Annotated in this window: 14 protein-coding genes; 7 read left to right on the top strand and 7 right to left on the bottom strand. The window is 73.5% G+C overall.

The annotated features are described in order from the left end of the window. Nucleotides 1-24: 24 nt before the first annotated feature. Entirely contained in the window at nucleotides 25-1,341 is a 1,317-nt protein-coding gene (locus ACFO3J_RS09225; RefSeq protein WP_386427962.1) for a PP2C family protein-serine/threonine phosphatase, read from the bottom strand. Between the two features lie 394 nt (nucleotides 1,342-1,735). Between ACFO3J_RS09225 and ACFO3J_RS09220 the strand changes: the two genes are divergently transcribed. Next, nucleotides 1,736-3,607 carry a phospholipase C gene (locus ACFO3J_RS09220; protein WP_386427960.1) on the top strand — a complete coding sequence of 624 codons (1,872 nt, stop codon included), beginning with the start codon at nucleotides 1,736-1,738 and terminating at the stop codon, nucleotides 3,605-3,607. A 111-nt stretch (nucleotides 3,608-3,718) separates the two neighbouring features. Here ACFO3J_RS09220 and ACFO3J_RS09215 read toward each other — a convergent pair whose 3' ends face one another. Then, nucleotides 3,719-4,921: a cysteine desulfurase-like protein gene (locus tag ACFO3J_RS09215; RefSeq protein ID WP_386427959.1), complete on the bottom strand. Its 1,203-nt coding sequence runs from the start codon at nucleotides 4,919-4,921 to the stop codon at nucleotides 3,719-3,721. A gap of 167 nt (nucleotides 4,922-5,088) precedes the next feature. On the opposite strand from ACFO3J_RS09215, the gene ACFO3J_RS09210 reads away from it, so the two are divergent. Next, the gene (locus tag ACFO3J_RS09210; RefSeq protein WP_386427957.1) at nucleotides 5,089-5,517 is read left to right on the top strand and encodes a DUF2267 domain-containing protein; all 429 of its coding nucleotides are present in this window, start codon (nucleotides 5,089-5,091) and stop codon (nucleotides 5,515-5,517) included. A 51-nt stretch (nucleotides 5,518-5,568) separates the two neighbouring features. Further along, on the top strand, nucleotides 5,569-6,714 hold the full coding sequence (locus ACFO3J_RS09205) for a baeRF10 domain-containing protein (protein ID WP_386427956.1): 1,146 nt from the start codon (nucleotides 5,569-5,571) through the stop codon (nucleotides 6,712-6,714). Between the two features lie 57 nt (nucleotides 6,715-6,771). Here ACFO3J_RS09205 and ACFO3J_RS09200 read toward each other — a convergent pair whose 3' ends face one another. The 4 genes from ACFO3J_RS09200 to ACFO3J_RS09185 all read right to left on the bottom strand — a co-directional run bounded on the left by ACFO3J_RS09200 (nucleotide 6,772) and on the right by ACFO3J_RS09185 (nucleotide 10,702). Then, nucleotides 6,772-7,449, bottom strand: coding sequence for a response regulator (locus tag ACFO3J_RS09200; protein WP_386427954.1), 678 nt, complete (start codon nucleotides 7,447-7,449; stop codon nucleotides 6,772-6,774). Next, nucleotides 7,446-8,741, bottom strand: coding sequence for a sensor histidine kinase (locus ACFO3J_RS09195; RefSeq protein WP_386427953.1), 1,296 nt, complete (start codon nucleotides 8,739-8,741; stop codon nucleotides 7,446-7,448). The genes ACFO3J_RS09200 and ACFO3J_RS09195 overlap by 4 nt, the downstream gene beginning before the upstream one ends. A 180-nt stretch (nucleotides 8,742-8,921) precedes the next feature. Next, a complete protein-coding gene (locus ACFO3J_RS09190; protein WP_386427951.1) occupies nucleotides 8,922-9,755 on the bottom strand; it encodes an ABC transporter permease in 834 nt (277 codons plus the stop codon). Next, a complete protein-coding gene (locus ACFO3J_RS09185) occupies nucleotides 9,752-10,702 on the bottom strand; it encodes an ATP-binding cassette domain-containing protein (protein ID WP_386427949.1) in 951 nt (316 codons plus the stop codon). The genes ACFO3J_RS09190 and ACFO3J_RS09185 overlap by 4 nt, the downstream gene beginning before the upstream one ends. A gap of 333 nt (nucleotides 10,703-11,035) precedes the next feature. Between ACFO3J_RS09185 and ACFO3J_RS09180 the strand changes: the two genes are divergently transcribed. The 3 genes from ACFO3J_RS09180 (at nucleotide 11,036) to ACFO3J_RS09170 (ending at nucleotide 17,410) form a co-directional block, all read left to right on the top strand. Beyond that, nucleotides 11,036-11,521, top strand: coding sequence for an NUDIX domain-containing protein (locus ACFO3J_RS09180; protein WP_386427948.1), 486 nt, complete (start codon nucleotides 11,036-11,038; stop codon nucleotides 11,519-11,521). 445 nt (nucleotides 11,522-11,966) lie between these two features. After that, nucleotides 11,967-15,950 carry a Pls/PosA family non-ribosomal peptide synthetase gene (locus ACFO3J_RS09175; protein WP_386427947.1) on the top strand — a complete coding sequence of 1,328 codons (3,984 nt, stop codon included), beginning with the start codon at nucleotides 11,967-11,969 and terminating at the stop codon, nucleotides 15,948-15,950. A gap of 110 nt (nucleotides 15,951-16,060) precedes the next feature. Then, nucleotides 16,061-17,410: a M1 family metallopeptidase gene (locus ACFO3J_RS09170; RefSeq protein ID WP_386427945.1), complete on the top strand. Its 1,350-nt coding sequence runs from the start codon at nucleotides 16,061-16,063 to the stop codon at nucleotides 17,408-17,410. Between the two features lie 54 nt (nucleotides 17,411-17,464). Here the strand turns inward: ACFO3J_RS09170 and ACFO3J_RS09165 are convergent, their stop codons facing one another. Beyond that, nucleotides 17,465-17,962 carry a MarR family winged helix-turn-helix transcriptional regulator gene (locus ACFO3J_RS09165; protein ID WP_386427943.1) on the bottom strand — a complete coding sequence of 166 codons (498 nt, stop codon included), beginning with the start codon at nucleotides 17,960-17,962 and terminating at the stop codon, nucleotides 17,465-17,467. A 97-nt stretch (nucleotides 17,963-18,059) separates the two neighbouring features. On the opposite strand from ACFO3J_RS09165, the gene ACFO3J_RS09160 reads away from it, so the two are divergent. Then, entirely contained in the window at nucleotides 18,060-19,541 is a 1,482-nt protein-coding gene (locus tag ACFO3J_RS09160) for an MFS transporter (RefSeq protein ID WP_386427942.1), read from the top strand. Nucleotides 19,542-19,594 lie beyond the last annotated feature (53 nt).

The following is a 19,594-nucleotide window of genomic DNA, read 5'->3' as shown; positions in this document are numbered from 1 at the left end:
GGCCGACGCGCGGCCGGGCCGGCCTCACGCCTGGCCGCGGACGTCGTCCGACGGCGGCAGGCGGATGGCCATCAAGGCGATGTCGTCCCGGTTGCGGTGCCGGTCGTCCGCCCGGGTGAGGGCGTCGCACAGGCGGTCCAGCGGTGCGCCGGACAGGGCGGCGGCCCGCTCGGCCAGGTCGTCGAGGCCCTCGGTCAGCGTGCGGCGGGGGTCCTCGACGAGCCCGTCGGTGTAGAGCAGCAGCGTGCTGCCGGGCTCCAGGACCCGCTCGTGCTCGGGCTGCGGCGCGGCAGGGTCGACGCCGATCATCATCCCGTGCGGCTCCTCGGTGTCCAGATAGACCGCCTCCCCGCGCGGGGTGAGCACCAGTGGCGGCGGGTGCCCCGCGTTGGTCCAGCGCAGCACCCAGCGGGCGTCGTCGCGGGGACGGAGGGTGGCCACCACGAGCGAGGCCATCGTCGCGGAGCCGGTACGGTGCAGCGCCCGGTCCAGGCCCTGGACGACCCGGGAGGGGGCGCCCTGCTGGTCGAGGGCCAGCACGTACAGCATGCTGCTGATCTTGTGCATGGTGAGGGCGGAGCCGGTGTCGTGGCCCATGACGTCGCCGACGACGACGCAGCGGACGCCCTCGGCGAGAGCCACCGCCTGGTACCAGTCGCCGCCGACGTGCGGTGTGGTCAGGGCCGGGTGGTAGCGGGCCTGGACCTGGAGCGGCTCGATGTCGGGCAGTTCGGGCAGCAGCCGGCGCTGCAGTTCCTCGGCGGCCCGCTGGAGGCGGTCGTGGTGCCGGGCGTTCTCGATGGCCCCGCCGGCCACGCTCGCCAGCGCCACCAGCATGCTCTCGTCGGCGGCGCTGAAGGGGTGCCCGTCCCGGCGGTCGGTCAGGTAGAGGTTGCCGTAGACGGTGCCGCGGATGTGGATGGGGGCGCCGAGCAGGCTGCGCATGACGGGGTGCCCGGGAGGGAAGCCCACGGCGCGCGGGTCGGCGGCCAGGTCGGGCACCCGGATCGGTCCGGGCTCGCGCACCAGCTCACCGAGCAGGCCCTCGCCGTGCGGCAGATGACCCACCGTCGGGGCGACGCCCGGGTCGACGCCGGTGGTGATCAGGTCGGAGAACTCCCCGTGCTCGTCCAGCACCCCCAGCGCGCCGTGGCGGGCGTCCACCGCTCGCGCGGCGGCCTCCACGATCTTCGTCAGCACCGACATCAGATCCAGGTCCGCGCCGATCCCCAGCACGTCCTCCACCAGGCGGGCGAGCCGGTTCTCGTCGCCGCGCGACTGCTCCAGCCGGCGCCCCATCTCCTCGACCAGTGCCTGATGCGGCTGCTTGCCTGCGGACATGCTCCCGTTCTCTCACCCGGGCGCCGACGGCGCGAGGGCCGCGGGCGCCGCCCCGGGGGCCGGACGGCGGACGGCGGCGCCCACCCGGGGGCTGAAACGCGGCCGGCCGCCCTCCGCCGCACGGGTGACCCTCCGTCCGGGCGGGCACCGCCGTTCGGGTGACGTCCGCCATGGCCGGCGGCAAGCGGTCGCCGGGCTCCGCGCAAGCCGCTGACATGGGCGTTCTTCACGGCACTCTTGGCGATTTCCTGACCAAGGGTTCACATGGGGTCCATGAACGGACCATGTGCGCGGTGGGGCGGCGGCTGGAACATGCCCTGCGGCAACTCGAAAAGCGCAGGCCGGCAGGTCCGTAGGGGGAGCGGCCGGCCGCGCATCCATGGATAGGTGACAGATGTTCAGTGCAAGAGCCACAGCGCGCTCCGGCCGGGGAGGCACCGTGCGCGCGGCCTCGCTGGTCGCGGCGGCGGCGCTCGTCGCGCTCGGCGGTTCGATCGCTCCGGCGTCGGCCGCGGGCCACGCCAAGGACAACAGCTCCAAGACCACCACGCCGATCAAGCACGTAGTGGTGCTGTTCGACGAGAACGAGTCCTTCGACCACTACTTCGCGACCTACCCCAAGGCCGCGAACACCGACGGCACGCCGTTCGTCGCGTCCTCCAAGACGCCGAAGGTGAACAACCTGGCCAACGCGAACCTGCTGAAGAAGAACCCGAACCAGTACGCGCCCACCCGGCTGGGTCCGGCGCAGGCGATGACCTGCTCGCAGAACCACTCGTACGGCCCGGAGCAGCTGGCGTACGACAACGGCAAGTCCGACAAGTTCGTGCAGAACACCGAGCAGGACACCTGCTCCGGTGGCCTGTACGCCGCGCCGGGCATGGTCATGGACTACTACGACGGCAACACCACCACGGCGCTGTGGAACTACGCGCAGCACTACACGCTGAACGACAACTCCTTCAGCTCCACCTACGGGCCCTCCACTCCCGGCGCGCTGAACCTGGTCTCCGGTCAGACGCACGGTGTGGAGTCGGTCGACGCCGCCACCGGCACGGAGAACCCGAAGCAGACGGCGACCCCGTCGTCGTTCGTGGCCTCGCCGAACGCCAAGGGCGTGGGCACGCTGTCGGGTGACACCGACCCGGCCTTCGACGACTGCTCGAACAACAACCACGCCTCCACCAGCCCGCTGGCCAAGATGACCGGCCAGAACATCGGCGACCTGCTGAACCAGAAGAACGTCAGCTGGGGCTGGTTCCAGGGCGGCTTCCGCCCGAGCACGCCGTGGGACGGCACCTCGACGTCGTTCGCCAAGTGCGCGACCACCCACACCAACGTGGGCGGACAGGCCGTCAACGACTACAGCGCGCACCACTCGCCGTTCGAGTACTACAAGTCCACCTCCAACCCGCACCACCTCGCCCCGGCGTCGGTGGACGAGATCGGGCACAACGGGCGGGCGAACCACAACTACGACCTGACGGACTTCGACGCGGCCCTGGCCGCGCAGAAGCTGCCGGCGGTCAGCTTCCTGAAGGCCGCCGCGTACGAGGACGGCCACCCGGGCAACTCCGACCCGCTGGACGAGCAGAACTTCCTGGTCAACACGATCAACGAGATCCAGAAGTCGCCGGAGTGGAAGTCCACCGCGATCGTCATCTCCTACGACGACTCCGACGGCTGGTACGACCATGTCGCCCCGCCGGTGCTGAACGGCTCCAAGGACTCCACGCTCGGCTCCAACGGCAAGGCCGTGGACAGCAAGGCGTGCCAGACCGGTCCCGCGGCCAAGGGCGGCTACGCCGACCGCTGCGGCCCCGGCCCGCGTCAGCCGCTGCTGGTCATCTCGCCCTACGCGAAGACCAACAGCGTCGACCACACGCTGACCGAGCAGGCCTCGATCACGTCCTTCATCGAGGGCAACTGGAAGACCGGGACGATCGGTGACGGCTCGTTCGACAAGCGGGGCGGGACGCTGCTGAACGCCTTCAGCTTCAAGAAGCCGAACGACGTCGAGGTCATCCTCGACAAGCACGGCGCCGTCTCCAAGATCACCTCGATCCCGAAGAAGTTCCCCAAGCCCGTCGTCAAGCCCATCACCGGGCCGGCCGGCGGCGGCGTGGACACCGCCAAGCTCGCCGCCAGCAGCGGCAGCAGCGACTCGCCGATGCTGCCCGTCACCGCGGGCATCGCGGCCGTGGTGGCCCTCGGCGGCGCCGCCGTGGTCCGGCGCCGCTACCGCGCCAACCGCGGCGCCGCGTAAGCACCAACACGGCAGGTACGTCCCCCGGGCGTATCGCGTGAAGGCCCCGCGCTCCCCCCGGAGCGCGGGGCTTCCCCATGCCCGGGCGCGGAGTGCCGCGTGGCCGGGGGGCTACCGGGCCAGGTCCGCGACGCCCGCCAGCAGCCGGTCGACGTCGTCGGCGCTGTTGTACGGGGAGACGCCGGCCCGTATCGCGCCGGCCGCGCCGAGTCCGATGTGCCGGGCCGCCTCGATCGCGTAGAAGCTGCCGGCCGGGGCGTTGACGCCCAGCCCGGCCAGGTGCTCGTACACCTCCTGCGGCGAGCGGCCGGCCACCGAGAACAGCGCGGTGGGCGTGCGGCGCTTCGGTGAGCCGTGCGGTGTCACGCCGTCGATCGCCGCCAGCCCGTCGAGCAGCCGGGCGAAGAGGTCGTCCTCGTATGCCTCCACCTGCCGCATCGAGTCCACCAGCCGGTCGCGCCGGGAAGCGGCGGACGAGCCGCCCAGCGCCGCTATGAAGTCGACCGCGGCGGTGGTGCCGGCCAGCATCTCGTAGGGCAGGGTGCCGAGTTCGAAGCGCTCCGGCACCGTGTCGGTGGACGGCAGCAGCTTGTCCGGGTGCACGGCCTCCAGCAGTTCGGGGGCCGCCGCCAGCACTCCGTGGTGCGGGCCGAAGAACTTGTACGGTGAGCAGGCGTAGAAGTCGGCGCCCAGCTCGGCCGCGGAGACCGCGGCGTGCGGTGTCAGATGGACCCCGTCCACGTACACCAGCGCGCCCGCGGCGTGCGCGGCCTCGGCGATCGCCGGGATGTCCGGGCGGGTGCCGAGCAGATTGGACGCGGCCGTCACGGCCACCAGGCGGGTACGCGGTGACAGCACGGCCGTCACCCGGTCCACCGGTAGATCACCGGTGGCCGGGTCGAAGTCGGCCCACCGCACGGTCGCGCCGGCCGCCTCGGCGGCGGTGACCCAGGGCCGGATGTTGGCGTCGTGGTCCAGCCGGGTGACCACCACCTCGTCGCCCTCGCCCCACCGCTTGGCCAGTGCCCGGGCCATGTCGTACGTCGCCTGGGTCATCGAGCGGGCGAACACCACGCCCTCGGGCCGGCAGTCCAGCAGATCGGCGACGGCCGCCCGGGCCCCGGTCACCACGGATTCCGCCCGCCGCTCGGCGGCCGTGACGGCGCCGCGGTTGGAGATGCCGCCGCACAGGGTGTCGGCGACCGCCCGCGCGACCGGCAGCGGGACCTGCGAACCGCCGGGGCCGTCGAAGTGCGCCACTCCCTCCGCGAGAGCCGGGAACGCGCTGCGGACCTGTGCGATGTCAAGGGGCATGTGCTCATCCTGCCCGGCCCCGGTCCGGCGTCAAGGCCCCGGCGGCGGGCCGGGCCGAAACCGCTCCGCTGCGGGGTCAGCGGTTGCCTTGTAGGGTGGAAAGAACCCTTTTGTCCGAGGCGCCGCAGACCTTCTTCCTTCACCGCGAGCCCGGAAAGGACATTCAGATGGCGGAGACAGGCTTCTCGTCGTTCAACGTCACCGTTGACAAGACGAACACGTTGCTGCATCAGATCGAGATGGCCAACGAATGGCCGAAGGAGTGCCGCAACCAGTCGTACAGCGCGCTGCGTGCCACCCTCCATGCCCTGCGTGACCGGCTCACCGTCGAGGAGACGGCGCATCTCGCCGCGCAGCTGCCCATGCTGGTGCGCGGCATCTACTACGACAGCTGGGATCCGAGCCGGGTGCCGGTGAAGATGGGCAAGGAGGACTTCCTCGCCCGGGTGCGCGAGGAGTTCCCGCACAAGGTCGACGGCGGGATGGAGGAGCTGACCCGGACCGTCTTCCAGGCGCTCAAGGCCCATGTCTCCGAGGGCGAATGGCACAACGTCGGGTCCGTTCTCCCCAGGGACCTCGAAAAACTGCTGCCGTGAATCGACCCGGAGGGCGCGGCCGACGCGGACGCGGAACGGCGAGGAGCTGAGATGATCACGCAGGAGACCCTCAACCGGCTCAGGCACTTCGAGGAGCCCCGCTTCCCGGTGCTGTCGGCCTATGCCCGGGTCGATCTGGACCCGCCCGCGCAGAAGGAGTTCCCCGCCCGGGTCGGCGACCTGCTGGACCGGATCCGGCCGGCGGCCGACGACGCCTCGCTCGAACACGACGTACGGATGTCGCTGCGCGAGGACATGGCACGCATCGCGGAGGCGGCGGCGGTCGACCACCACAAGCCCGGCGCGTACGCCTACTTCGCCTGCGGCGCCCGGGACCTCTTCGAGGAGGTCGCGCTGCCGCACCCGGTGCGCGACCGGATCACGCTGGACACGACTCCCTGGACCCGTCCGCTGGGAGCGTCGCTGGACGAGTACCGCCGCACCTGCGCCGTCCTGGTCGACAAGAGCCGGGCCAGGGTCTGGGAGTTCTACCTGGACGAGATGCGCGAGATCGAGACCTTCCGCGATCCGCTGCTGCGCGACGCCAGTTACGCGACCGGCCGCGGCGCCGACCGCCTCCGCAACAAGAACGACGAGATCAGCAAGCACCACTACCGGCGGGTCGCGGAGCTGCTGGCGGATCTCTTCCGCCGCGGCGAGTTCGAGCTGCTGGCCGTCGGGGGCCACGCGTACGAGGCGCCCGCCTTCCTGGAGTTCCTCTCCCCCGACCTGCGGGCCCGGCTCGTCGGCACCTTCAGCGCCGACATGGACACCGCCACCCCCGCCGACGTGCGCGCGAGCGCCGGTGAACTCGTGGACGCCCACCAGCGCGAGGAGGAGCGGCGGCTGGTGGACGCGTGCCTGGAGCGGGCGGCGGCCGGGCGGCCGGCCGCGATCGGCCTGCGCGACTCCTTGTGGGCGGGATCGGTCGCGGCGGCGCGGGATCTGCTGGTGCAGGAGGGCGATGTGGTGCCGGGTGTGGTCTGCGAGGAGGACGGCTGGCTGGGTCTGTCGGCCGAGGCCTGCCCGCTGTGCGGCGAAGGCGTGCGGCGGACTCCCGACGTCGTCGACGAACTGGTGGCCGCGGTGATCGACGAGGGCGGCAGCGTCCAGCACGTGCGGGCGGACACACCACTGCGCGAACACGTCGCGGCGGCGACGCTGCGCTTCCCGCTGCCGGCCCCGGCCGGCGGCTGACGCCCGGCCGGCGTCCCCGTCGTACGGCTCCCGGTCGTACGGCTCCCCGTCACACGGCTAGGGCCGCGTCCGAGGCCGGGGGCGGACCAGGCCCGCGTCGTAGGCGATGATCACGGCGTGGACCCGGTCCCGGGCGCCGATCTTGTCCAGCACGCGGCCCACGTGGCCTTTGACGGTGGACTCGGACAGGACGAGCCGTTCGGCGATCTCACGGTTGGTCAGGCCGCCGGCCACCTCGACCAGCACCTCGCGTTCGCGGTCGGTCAGCCGCCGCAAGGGGGCCAGCGCGCCCGCGTCGTCGGCGCCGGCGGGCAGGTGGTGGGCGAAGGTGTCGAGAAGCCTGCGGGTCAGCGCGGGAGCCACCACCGCGTCCCCGGCGGCCACCGCCCTGATCCCGGCCAGTAGTTCGTCGGGCAGCGCGTCCTTGAGCAGGAAGCCGCTGGCTCCGGCGCGCAGCGCGGTGTGGGCGTATTCGTCGACGTCGAACGTGGTCAGGACCAGGACGCGGGACCGGTTGCCCGCCGCCAGGATGCGGCGGGTGGCCTCGATGCCGTCCATCCCCGGCATGCGCACGTCCATCAGCACCACATCGGGACGGAGACGCGCGGCCAGCCGTACCGCTTCCGCGCCGTGCGCCGCCTCCCCGACGACGGAGGTCTGCGGACTGCTGTCCAGCAGCATCCGGAAGCCCATCCGCTGCAAGGGCTGGTCGTCGGCGATGAGGACGGTCGTCATGGGCGCTCTTCCCGCGGTGTCAGCGGGAGGGTGGCCGCCACCGTCCAGCCGCCTCCGGGGCGTGGGCCGGCGGTGGCGGTGCCGCCGGACAGCACGGCGCGTTCGCGGATGCCGATCAGGCCCAGACCGTCGCGGTCGGGCTCGGTCGGCGCGCGGCGCTCGCCGGGCCCGCTGTCCTGCACCCTGAGGTGCACCCGGTCGGGGGTGACCTGCAAGGTCACCCGCAGGGAGGTGGTGGGGCCGGCGTATTTGAGCGCGTTGGTCAGGGACTCCTGCACGATGCGGTAGACCGCGAGCTGGACGCCCGGCGTCGGCGCGGCGATGTCGCCCGTGGTGCGGAACGCCACTTCGGGCCCCGCCGCGCGGGTGCGGTCCAGCAGGGCGGACAGGTCGGCGGTGCCGGGCTGCGGGGCCAGCTCGGCCGAGGTCGGACGGGTGGCGGCCGGCTCCGGGCCGGACGGCTGGTCGCGCAGGGCGGCCAGCGTGCGGCGCAGTTCGCCCAGCGCCTGCCGCCCGGTGCCGGCGATGATCCGCAACGCCTCACCGCTGCGCTCCGGGGCGGTGCCGGCCAGTGCGGCGCCGCCGTCGGCGAGGCCGATGATGACGGCCAGGGTGTGGCCGACGATGTCGTGCATCTCGCGGGAGACCCGGCCGCGTTCGGCGCTGATGGCGAGCTGGACCCGCTGCTCACGTTCGGTCTCCAGCCGTGCCGCCCGGTCCGCGACGGCCGCCAGGTGGGCCTGCCGGATCCGCACCGCCAGGCCGAGCGCGACGGCCGCGGTCGCGGTGCCGCAGACGAAGAACAGGCTGAGCAGGGGCTGGCTGATCACCTCGACCCGCAGCACGAGGACCGTGGCGGCCGCGACGGTGGCGGCCGCCGCCCACGGCAGGCGGGGCCGGGTGGCGTAGCGGGCCAGCGCGTAGAGCGCGACCAGCACGCTCAGGTCGCTGTGCAGCAGCACGCCCAGCGACCACTGCACGGCGCAGACCGCGATCACGACCGAGAAGACGGCCCCGGGGGCCCGGCGCCGCCACAGCAGCGGCAGCGCGAGGCCGGCGATGATCGCCAGGACGGCCGGCAGCGGAAGGCCGTGCAGCCGCTGGAACGGGTTGGCCGGGTCCTGGACGAAGGCGTCGGCCAGGCCGAGCAGCGCCACCACGGCGGCGATGAGCGAGTCCAGCCGCCGGGGACGCGCCCGGTCGGCGCCGCGCATCCGCTGGGTGAAGCCCAGCCAGCGCTGGGCCAGCGGATGCGCCGGCAGCGGGTCGAGCGGGAGCGCGGGGCTGCTCATCACGGTGCTTGTACCTGTCTGGGTCGTACGTGGCCGGCCGGTGTCGGTCCGACTCCGCCGATCGGGATCGCGCGTATCCGGGCCGGGCCCTTCGGATCATGCCTTCTCGGGGCGTATCCGCCCGGGAGGGACGGAAACCGCATGTTCCGACTGTAGGCCAGGCGGCCGGTCGCCGACGGCTCAGACGTCGCTGCGGCGCAGCCGGTAGGCGGCCGCGGCCAGCAGGAGCGCCGCCCATCCGGCGAAGACCGCCAGGCCCGCGCCGGGGCTGAGGGTGTCGGACCCGTGGGTGAGGGCGAAGACCGCGCCGCCCGCGTTACCGGGTACGTACGGCCCCACCGAGTCGCTGATCGAGTTCGGCAGCAGCTTGACCAGCTCGCCCAGCAGCAGCACCCCGAGGACGTAGGCGCCGATGCCGCCGGCCACCGAGCGCAGCAGCATGCCGAGCGCCGCGGCCATCACGCCGGCCAGCGCCAGATAGAGGCCCGCTCCGAACAGGCAGCGCACGACTCCGGGATCGGACAGGCCGAGCGCGATCTTCGATCCGGACAGCGCGGTGCCGCCGATCAGGAACGCCGCGAAGGCCGCCGCGGTCAGCGGCACCAGCACGACGAGGAAGTAGACCCCGGCCTTCGCCCACAGCACCGGCAGCCGGCGCGGCACGGCGGCCAGCGTGGAGCGGATCATCCCGGTGGAGCACTCACCCGCGGTGATCAGCACGCCCAGCACGCCGATGGCGAGCTGGGTGAAGTTCAAGCCGCCCAGCGCGAGGCCCACCGCGTCGTGGGCGTCGCCGCCCGGGCCCCTGATGGTGCCGTTCGGGGTGTAGCTGGCGGACGCGATCCAGCCGAAGGCGACGAGCGCCAGCAGGGAGACGCCCAGCGTGATCCAGGTGGACCGCAGCGACCACAGCTTGGACCACTCGGCCCGGACCACCCGGGGGCCGGTGACCCGGTAGACCGGCCGCTCGGCGGCGGCCGTCTCGGCGGGAGGGGTGCGCACGGTGGTGCTCATGCCGCGCTCCTGTCCCCGGCCGGGTCGAGCCGCTCGGCGGCGCTGGTGCTGTGGTACTCCACCGAGTCGCGGGTCAGATTCATGAAGGCCTCCTCCAGGGAGACCGACCGCGCGGTGAGTTCGTAGACGGCGATGCCGTTCTCGGCGGCGACGACGCCGATCGCGCGGGCGGTCAGTCCGGTGACGTGCAGGGTCTCCGTCCCGGCGGCGCCGGTGATGTCCACTCCGGGGCCGAGCAGCAGGCCGCGCAGCCGCGCGGGGTCGGAGCTGGCGACCACCACGCTGTTGCCGCCGGCGTCCTGGACGAAGCGGTCCACGGTGGTGTCGGCCAGCAGCCGGCCGCGGCCGACGATGACGAGGTTCTGCGCGGTCAGCGCCATCTCGCTCATCAGGTGCGAGGACACGAAAACGGTCCGCCCCTCGGCGGCGAGCCCGGTGAGCAGATTGCGGATCCACAGCACACCCTCGGGGTCGAGCCCGTTGACCGGCTCGTCCAGCAGGATGGTCCGCGGGTCGCCCAGCAGGGCCGCCGCGATACCGAGGCGCTGGCCCATGCCGAGCGAGAAGGCGCCGGCCCGCTTCCCGGCGACCTCGCTCAGTCCGGCGACGCCGATCACCTCCTCGACGCGGCGGAGCGGGATGCCGTGGGTGAGGGCCAGGGCCTTCAGATGCCCGAAGGCGGAACGCCCGGGGTGGATCGACTTCGCCTCCAGCAGCGCGCCGACCTCCTGGAGCGGGGACCGGTGCTCGGCGTAGTGCCTGCCGTTGACCTTCACCGTGCCGCTGGTGGGCTCGTCCAGGCCGACGACGGTGCGCATGGTGGTGGATTTCCCGGCCCCGTTGGGACCCAGGAATCCGGTGACGATGCCGGGCCGGACGGTGATGTCCAGGTCGTCGACGGCGGTCTTGTCACCGTAGCGCTTGACCAGATGGCTGATCTCGATCATGGGGGTGTCCTCGGTCCTCGGATGTCCTGGGCGGCTCACGGGTGTTCCCGCGGTGTCCGTCGGGGCGGGCTTCCGGACTGCTTCCGGTGCGCGGGGCCGCCGGACCGATCTCCGGAGCCCCTGTGACGACCGTACGGGCGCCGGAGGCCAGGGGCGTCGTACCAGGGAGCGGACTCGGCGCTCGGTGGGCAGTACCGCGGTACTGCCCACCGACCTCCTCAGGGAGGAGCGGGCGACAGTGACGGCCGGAAACAGCCGCCCCGCGCCGTCCCGGGGTTCACCCGTATGCGTCAGGGCGGGCCTTCGGCCGGGTCGCCGGGCAGACTGGGCCGGGTGGTGGACAAGCGAAGTGCGGGCATCCTTCCCTTCCGCGCGGCCGGCGGCGCCGACGGCGGGCTCCAGGTGCTGCTCGGGCACCTGGGCGGACCCTTCTGGGCCCGGCGCGACGCCGGCGCGTGGGGCGTGATCAAGGGCGAGTACGCGGCGGACGAGCCGGCCCTCGACGCGGCCCGGCGGGAGTTCCGGGAGGAGCTGGGCATGCCGGTGCCCGACGGGGAGCTGATTCCGCTCGGCGAGGCGCGGCAGAGCGGTGGCAAGATCGTGACGGTGTGGGCGCTGGACGGCGATCTCGATCCCGCGCTGGCCGTTCCCGGCACCTTTTCGATGGAGTGGCCGAAGGGGTCGGGCCGGATCCAGGAGTTCCCGGAGATCGACCGGGCCGCCTGGCTCGATCTGCCGCAGGCCCGCGAGAAGATCCTGGCCGGCCAGCGGGTCTTCCTCGACCGGCTGGCCGAGTGGCGGGAGGCTCCCCCGAGATGAATCCTCCCGGCGCGCCGTCGTACGGACGGCTGCCCGCCGCCTCCCCGGCGGAGCGGGCCGTGCGCGGCCCGCTCCCCCGCGCGGGCCGCTCCAACCGCCCGGCCGGCGGCGGGCGTTGGCCTCTCCGCACCCCCTCCGGGCCCCGCCCGGGCGCCTGTCGGCGTACGTCCGGCGTTGACTGCGTCACGTTCGGCGGTAGGCGGCGGTCCCCTGCGCGGACGGCGCCCCGGCCACCATCCGCCCAGCTCAGCGCCCCTTCCGGGGCCGTCCCGCGCGGCTGCCGGCGGCGGGCCGGGCCTCCGCGGCTCGGCGGCCGGTCCGCGGCCAGCCCTTAATATTGGCCGGTTGTCTTGTTTTGGTACCGAGTGCGGCGCCCGCCAGGGCACCTCACCGTTCCCCTGAGCACGGCATCGGCCGTGGACCGGGGACGAGGGACGAGGAGCGCATGAACGTAGCGGCGCGGAGCGACACACTGCGAGTCGAGGACGAGCGGGCCACCGGGACCGGGCCGGCAGCGGGCACCGGGCTGCCCGGCGGGACCGGGGAGGCCGGGGAGGCCGGGGAGGCCGAGTACCCCGTCGCACGGCCGGCCCATTTCGCCGGGCGCGGCGCCACCGCGCCGCGGACCCTGCTGGATGTGCTGGACGCCACCGTCCTGGCCCATCCGCACGAACCGGCGCTGGACGACGGCCGCACCGCGCTCAGCTACCGGGCGCTCGCCGCCGAGGTGGCGGCGCTGGCCCGCCGGCTGGCGGCGGCCGGGATCGGGATCGGCGACCGGGTGGGCGTGCGGGTGCCGTCGGGCAGCAACGACCTCTACGTCAGCATCCTCGCCGTGCTCGCGGTGGGCGCCGCCTACGTACCGGTGGACGCCGAGGACCCGGACGAGCGCGCCGACCTCGTCTTCGGCGAAGCCGGCGTCGGCGCGGTGCTGGGGGCCGGCCGCGGCCTGACGGTGACGGACAGCAGGCCCGCCCGGACCCGGCAGCCGCGCCCGTCCCCCGAGGACGACGCCTGGATCATCTTCACGTCGGGTTCCACCGGCCGGCCCAAGGGCGTCGCCGTCACCCACCGGAACGCGGCGGCCTTCGTCGACGCCGAGGCGGCGCTCTTCCTCCAGGAGGAGCCGATCGGCCCCGGTGACCGGGTGCTGGCCGGCCTGTCGGTCGCCTTCGACGCCTCCTGCGAGGAGATGTGGCTCGCCTGGCGGAACGGCGCGTGCCTGGTGCCCGTCCCGCGCTCCCAGGTGCGCGAGGGCGGCGACCTGGGCCTCTGGCTCGCGGAGCAGGAGATCACCGTGGTCTCCACCGTGCCCACGCTCGCCGCGCTGTGGCCCGCCGAGGCGCTCAACGAGGTGCGGCTGCTGATCTTCGGCGGCGAGGCGTGCCCGCCCGAGCTGGTCGAGCGGCTGGTCATGGAAGGGCGGGAGGTGTGGAACACCTACGGGCCCACCGAGGCGACCGTGGTGGCCTGCGCCTCGCTGCTGACCGGTGGCGGGCCGGTCCGTATCGGCCTGCCGCTGGACGGCTGGGAGCTGGCCGTGGTGGACGAGTCCGGAGCCCCCGTCCCGATGGGCGGCAGCGGCCAGCTCATCATCGGCGGCGTCGGCCTGGCCCGCTATCTGGACCCGGACAAGGACGCCGAGAAGTACGCCCCGCTGGACGCGCTCGGCTGGGAGCGCGCCTACCGCAGCGGCGACCTCGTGCAGGCCGAGCCCGAAGGCCTGATCTTCCTCGGCCGCGCGGACGAGCAGATCAAGCTCGGCGGCCGGCGGATCGAACTGGGCGAGGTGGACGCCGCGCTCCAGGCGCTGCCCGGTGTGGCCGGCGCCGCCGCCGCGGTCAGGACGGCCAAGCGGGGCAATCAGCTGCTGGTCGGCTATGTGGTGGCCACCGAGGGCTGGGACCGGGCGCAGGCCGTCGAGCAGCTGCGGGCGCACCTGCCCGGCGCCCTCGTCCCCTTGCTGGCCGCGGTCGAGACGCTGCCCACCCGTACCTCCGGCAAGGTGGACCGGGCCGCGCTGCCCTGGCCGCTGCCGCTGGTCGAAGCGGAAGCCGACGCACTCACCGCCGAGCCGCTCACCGGCACCGAGGCGTGGCTGGCCGAGCAGTGGAGCGAGATCATCGGCGCGCCGGTCACCGACGCCCGGGACGACTTCTTCGCGGTCGGCGGCAGCAGTCTCGGCGCCGCCCAGCTCACCACGCTGCTGCGCGCCCGCCACCCGTCGGTCTCCGTGCTGGACATCTACCAGCACCCGACGGTCCGCAAGCTCGCGCGGCTGCTGGACGGCTCGGTGCGCGACGACCGCGAGGCACGTACGGTCGCGCCGGTCCCGACGCGCGCCAAGCTCGTCCAACTGCTCCTGCTGGTGCCGCTGTTCACCCTGGCCGGGCTGCGCTGGACGGTCGGACTGCTGGCGCTGGGCGATGTCCTCGGGTGGTTCGGCGGCTACGCCTGGGCGCCGACCGCCTCCTGGTGGCTGGTCGGAGCCGGCGGCCTGCTGCTCTTCAGCCCGCCGGGCCGGCTGGCCATCGCGGCCGCCGGCGCCCGGCTGCTGCTGCGCGGTCTGCGGCCGGGCAGCTATCCGCGCGGCGGAAGCGTGCATCTGCGGCTGTGGACGGCCGAGCGGATCGCGGAGTTCGCCGGGGCGACCACGCTGTCCGGGGCCTGGCTCATCCGCTACGGCCGCGCGCTCGGCGCCCGGATCGGACCGGACGTCGACCTGCACTCGCTGCCGCCGGTCACCGGGATGCTCAAGCTGGGCCGGGGCTGCGCGGTGGAGGCCGAGGTGGATCTGTCCGGCTACTGGCTGGACGGCGACCGGCTGGAGATCGGGTCGGTGAAGATCGGCTCCGGCGCGGTCGTCGGCACTCGCAGCACCCTGCTGCCCGGCGCCAGGGTCGGCAAGCGGGCACAGGTCGCGGCCGGCTCCAGCGTCACCGGGCAGGTGCCGACCGGGCAGAGCTGGGCCGGCGCGCCCGCGGTCAAGCTGGGCCGGGCGGAGCGGCGCTGGCCCAAACAGCGTCCTGCCCGCCGGGCCGGATGGGCGGCGGCGTACGGGGCGAGCGGTCTGGGACTGAGCCTGCTCCCGGTGGCCGCCGGGCTGGCGGCGCTGCTGGTCGTGGGCAGCGTCGTCCCGGCCGACGGCGGCCTGGGCGCGGCCCTGCGCGGGGCGCTGATCGCCCTGGTGCCCGCCACCCTGGCGTTCGGGCTGGCCTACGCCGCGCTGCTGGTGGCCGGTGTACGGCTGCTGAGCCTGGGCCTGCGCCCCGGCTGGCATCCGCTGCACAGCAGGGTCGGCTGGCAGTCGTGGACGGTGAGCCAGCTGATGGACGCGGCGCGCCAGACCCTTTTCCCGCTGTACGCAGGTCTGATCACGCCCCTGTGGCTGCGGGCGCTGGGCATGAAGGTGGGCAGCCGGGCCGAGGTGTCCACCGTGCTGGCGCTCCCCAGCCTGACCACCATCGGCGACGGGGCCTTCCTGGCCGACGACGCCCTGGTGGCGCCGTACCAGCTGGGCGGCGGCTGGCTGCGGATCGGCGCCGCCGAGATCGGCGAGCGGGCGTTCCTCGGCAACTCCGGGATGACCGCGCCGGGACGGGCGGTCCCGGACCGGGGCCTGGTCGGAGTGCTGTCGGCCACGCCGAAGAAGGCCAAGGAGGGCCGCTCCTACCTGGGGATGCCGCCGGTCCGGCTGCCGCGCTCGGCCGACGACGGCGACCAGAGCCGTACGTACGAACCGCCGGCCCGGCTCGTCTGGGCGCGTGGGCTGGTCGAGGTGTGCCGGGTGGTGCCGGTGCTGGCCTCGGCCGCGCTGGCCGCGCTGACCCTGGCCGCGCTGGTGCGGCTGACCGCGGCCGTCCCGCTGGGCTGGGCGGCGCTGCTGTCCGGTGTGGTGCTGCTGGGCGCGGGGGTGGCCGCCGCCGCGGTGTCCATCGCCGCCAAGTGGCTGCTGGTCGGGCGGTTCCGCGCGGTGGAGCGGCCGTTGTGGAGCGGCTTCGTGTGGCGCAACGAGCTGGCCGACACCTTCGTGGAGGTGCTGGCGGTGCCCTGGCTGGTCGGTTCGGTGCCGGGCACCCCGGTGATGAACCTCTGGCTGCGCGGTCTGGGCGCGGGCGTCGGCCGGGGTGTGTGGTGCGAGAGCTACTGGCTGCCCGAGGCCGACCTGGTCACCCTCGGGGACGGGGTGAGCGTCAACCGCGGCTGTGTGCTGCAGACCCACCTGTTCCACGACCGGATCATGCGGATGGATACGGTGTCCCTGCGCGAGGGCTCGACCCTCGGCCCCGGCGGGATCGTGCTGCCGGGCAGCGAGATCGGGGCCCGCAGCACGCTGGGGCCGGCCTCGCTGGTGATGCGCGGGGAGTCCATCCCGCCGGACACCCGGTGGCTGGGCAATCCGGCGGAGGCCTGGCTCGGACAGCCATGAGGCACCGGTGAGGCACCGATGACGCACGGACGGGGCAGGGACGGGGCACGGATGAGGCACGGCTCGGCGGGCCACGGTCCGCCGGCCGGCCGTGAGGGAGCGCAGCACCATTGAGCCACAAGCAGGCGGCGCCGGCCGCGGACCCGTACTTCCCGGCCAGTGGGGACGTCCGCTACGGCGTCCACCGCTACGAACTGGCCCTGGACTACCGGCCCGTGTCCAACCGGCTCAAGGGCACCGCGCGGCTCAGCGCGGTGGCCGGCGGGGAGGCGCTGCGGGAGTTCTCGCTCGATCTGGCGGCGGGTTTCCGGCTCGGCGGGGTGACGGTGGACGGCCGCGACGCCCACTACACCCATCGGGCCGGCAAGCTGCGGATCCGCCCGGGCAAGGCGCTGGAGCCGGGCGCGGCCTTCACCGTGGAGGTGCGCTACACCGGCACTCCCAAGCCGGTGGGCAGCCAGTGGGGCGGGCTGGGCTGGGAGGAGCTGACCGACGGCGCGCTGGTGGCCAGCCAGCCGGTCGGCGCGCCGTCCTGGTATCCCTGCAACGACCGGCCCGCCGACAAGGCGTCGTACCAGATCGCGGTCACCGCCCCGTCGCCGTACACCGTGGTCGTCGGCGGGCGGCTGCTCACCAGGACCACCCGGGCGAGCAGCACCACCTGGGTGTACGAACAGCCGGCGCCGACCTCCAGCTATCTGGTGACGGTCTCGATCGGCCGCTACGAGATCGTGCCGCTCACCGGCCGCGCCTCCCGGTTCGACCCACGCAGACCCGTGCCGCAGACGGCGTACGTGCCCGCCCGGTTGCTGCCGGAGTTCGGCACGGACTTCGGCCGGCAGCCGCGGATGATGGAGTTCTTCGAGGACGTGTTCGGCGCGTATCCCTTCGAGGAGTACGCGGTGGTGGTCGCCGACGAAGAACTCGACGTGCCGGTCGAGGCCCAGGGCCTGGCCACCTTCGGGGTCAACCACCTGGGCGGCCAGCGGCGTTCGGAGCGGCTGGTGGCCCATGAGCTGGCCCATCAGTGGTTCGGCAACAGCGTGTCGGTCGCGGACTGGCGGCACATCTGGCTCAACGAGGGCTTCGCCAAGTACGCGGAGTGGCTGTGGTCGGAGCACATCGGCGGCCCGACGGCCGCCGCGCTCGCCGCGGCCGCGCACAGCAGGCTGGCCCGGCAGCCGCAGGACCTGCGGCTGGACGACCCGGGAAGACGGCTCATGTTCGACGACCGGCTCTACGAGCGCGGCGGCCTGGCCGTCCACGCCCTGCGCCGCACCCTGGGCGAGGGCGCCTTCTTCCGGATGCTCAGGGGCTGGACGGTGATACACCGCCACGGCGTGGTCACCACCGCCGATCTGGCCGCCCACGCCCAGCGGTACACCACCCGCCCGGTCGACGGCGTCTTCGCCGCCTGGCTGCGCGCCCCCGCGCTGCCGCCGCTGCCGGCCGACCGCTGAGCCGGTAGCCGGCCGGCGGGGCGGTCCGCGGCTCGGCCGCCGCCGCCCCGCCGCTCACTTCTCCCCCGCCACCTCCCGTTCCATCGCGCCCGCCATCTCGCGCTCGTAGGTACGCAGCGTGTCGATGAAGGTCCTGCGCTCGGCCGGGGACAGCGGCTCGAAGGCCGTACGCCACGCGCGGGCGCCCCTGGCCAGCCAGCCCTCGACCGCTGCCTGGTTGGCCTCGGCGATGGTGACGATGGCGCGGCGCCGGTCCGCCTCGTCCTCCCGCCGCTCCACCACGCCCTGCCGGGCCAGGTCGCTGACCATCAGGCTCACCGTCGCCGGGGCGACCTCCAGCCGGGTGGCCAGCTCGTTGACGGCCAGCGGGCCGTCGAAGACCAGATAGCCCAGCAGCGACAGGTGCCGCGGCGCCAGGTTGAACGACCGGAGGCTGGCGGGCGCCGGCGCGCGCTTGGTCCGGGCCATCACCCGCGGCAGGAGCAGCAGGATGTCGCGGATGGCCTGGTCCACGGTCGGGGCGTCCCGGCCGGAGAGATCATCGGTTGACATGCCTCTCGCTTCCTCATAGCTTTACTTTCAAAGCAAAGTCTTCTTGCTCCGCCGATCTTACCCGAGCCGCCGTCACGCGGCCAGAAAGGGCGAGACCATGTCCGAACACACAGCTGAGGCGGCTCCCAGCTACAGCCCTAAGCGATGGTTCGCGCTGGCCGTCACACTGCTCGCGGTGCTGATGGACATGGTCGACTCGACCGTGATCAACGTGGCGCTGCCGTCCCTGCGCGAGCAGCTGCACGCGTCGTCGACCCAGCTGGAGTGGTCGGTGGCGGGCTACACCCTCGCCTTCGCCTCCGGGATGATCACCGGTGGCCGGCTGGGCGACCGGTTCGGCCGCCGCCGGATCTTCATGGCCGGGCTGCTGGCCTTCACCATCACCTCCGCGCTGGCCGGTCTGGCCAACGGCCCGGAGATGCTGATCGCGACCCGTGTACTGCAGGGCGCCTCGGCGTCGCTGATGGTGCCCCAGGTGCTGGCGATGGTGCAGGTCGAGTTCCCCAAGCTCGAACAGCCCAAGGCGATGGCGATGTACGGCATGACCTTCGCCCTCGGCGGTCTGGGCGGACCGCTGCTCGGCGGCGTCCTGCTGGACGCCGACCTCTTCGGCCAGGACTGGCGGCCGATCTTCTACGTCAATGTGCCCATCGGCATCGCCGGTCTGCTCGGCGCCGCGCTGCTGACCCGTGAGTCGCGCAGCGAGCGGGCCCCCTCCGCCGACCTGCCCGGCACGCTCATCGTCACCGCCGGACTGGTGGCCCTGCTCTACCCGCTGGTCGAGGGCCGCACCCTGGGCTGGCCGTGGTGGACCATCGCCCTGATGCTCGCCTGCCCCCTGGTGACGTTCCTCTTCTACCGCTACGAGCAGTCCATGGTGCGGCGCGGGGAAACGCCCCTGATCGACCCGGAGTTGTTCAAGTTCCGCGGCGCGGTCGGCGGTCTGCTGGTCGCGGTGATCTTCTTCGGCGGCACGGCGTACACCCTCGTGCTGACCGTGCACCTGCAGACGGGCATCGGCTACTCGCCGCTGCACACCGCGCTGTCGATGATCCCCTTCACCGTGGGCGTCGGCGCGGGATCGGGCTTCGCCCCGCAACTCATGGTGCTGGGGCGCCGCCTGGTGATGGCCGGCTCGCTGGTGATGGCGGCCGGCATGGCCGTGGTGCTCGCCACCTTGGACCGCTACGGCACCGCGCTGCACTCCTGGCAGCTCATCCCCGGTCTGGTGATCTCCGGTGTCGGCATGGCGATGGTGGCCGGCACGCTGGTGAACATCGTGCTGGCGAAAGTTCCGCGCAAGCACTCCGGACCGGCCTCTTCCCTGGTCAACACCACGATCCAGGTGGGTGTCGCGGCCGGTGTGGCGCTGATCGGCACCGTCTACTTCGGGCAGCTGGACCAGCACCGCACGCCGGTGCACTCGGCGGAGACCGCGATGTGGGTGGTCGTCGGCCTGTATGTGCTGTCGGCGGCGGCCGCGTTCGTGCTGCCCGGCGGGCGGGTGGAGGCCACCGAGGACGTCGCCGCCGGTGTCCCGGCCGGCGCCGCCGAGCAGGCCCCGGCGTCCCGGCCCTGAGCCGACCGGTCCCCGGTCCGGTGACGCTCCCCCCGAAGCGCCGCCGGGCCGGT

The organism is Streptomyces polygonati (assembly GCF_042650325.1).
In the GTDB taxonomy this organism is placed as follows: Bacteria; Actinomycetota; Actinomycetes; order Streptomycetales; family Streptomycetaceae; genus Actinacidiphila; species Actinacidiphila polygonati.
This window is presented reverse-complemented; position numbering and strand designations above follow the sequence as displayed.

Excerpts from the sequence above, each read along its gene's own strand:
- ACFO3J_RS09225 (WP_386427962.1), bottom strand. The coding sequence starts at position 1,341 with ATGTCCGCAGGCAAGCAGCCGCATCAGGCACTGGTCGAGGAGATGGGG.
- ACFO3J_RS09165 (WP_386427943.1), bottom strand. The coding sequence starts at position 17,962 with ATGTCAACCGATGATCTCTCCGGCCGGGACGCCCCGACCGTGGACCAG.
- ACFO3J_RS09175 (WP_386427947.1), top strand. The coding sequence starts at position 11,967 with ATGAACGTAGCGGCGCGGAGCGACACACTGCGAGTCGAGGACGAGCGG.
- ACFO3J_RS09185 (WP_386427949.1), bottom strand. The coding sequence starts at position 10,702 with ATGATCGAGATCAGCCATCTGGTCAAGCGCTACGGTGACAAGACCGCC.
- ACFO3J_RS09205 (WP_386427956.1), top strand. The coding sequence starts at position 5,569 with ATGATCACGCAGGAGACCCTCAACCGGCTCAGGCACTTCGAGGAGCCC.
- ACFO3J_RS09190 (WP_386427951.1), bottom strand. The coding sequence starts at position 9,755 with ATGAGCACCACCGTGCGCACCCCTCCCGCCGAGACGGCCGCCGCCGAG.
- ACFO3J_RS09215 (WP_386427959.1), bottom strand. The coding sequence starts at position 4,921 with ATGCCCCTTGACATCGCACAGGTCCGCAGCGCGTTCCCGGCTCTCGCG.
- ACFO3J_RS09220 (WP_386427960.1), top strand. The coding sequence starts at position 1,736 with ATGTTCAGTGCAAGAGCCACAGCGCGCTCCGGCCGGGGAGGCACCGTG.
- ACFO3J_RS09160 (WP_386427942.1), top strand. The coding sequence starts at position 18,060 with ATGTCCGAACACACAGCTGAGGCGGCTCCCAGCTACAGCCCTAAGCGA.
- ACFO3J_RS09195 (WP_386427953.1), bottom strand. The coding sequence starts at position 8,741 with ATGAGCAGCCCCGCGCTCCCGCTCGACCCGCTGCCGGCGCATCCGCTG.
- ACFO3J_RS09210 (WP_386427957.1), top strand. The coding sequence starts at position 5,089 with ATGGCGGAGACAGGCTTCTCGTCGTTCAACGTCACCGTTGACAAGACG.
- ACFO3J_RS09200 (WP_386427954.1), bottom strand. The coding sequence starts at position 7,449 with ATGACGACCGTCCTCATCGCCGACGACCAGCCCTTGCAGCGGATGGGC.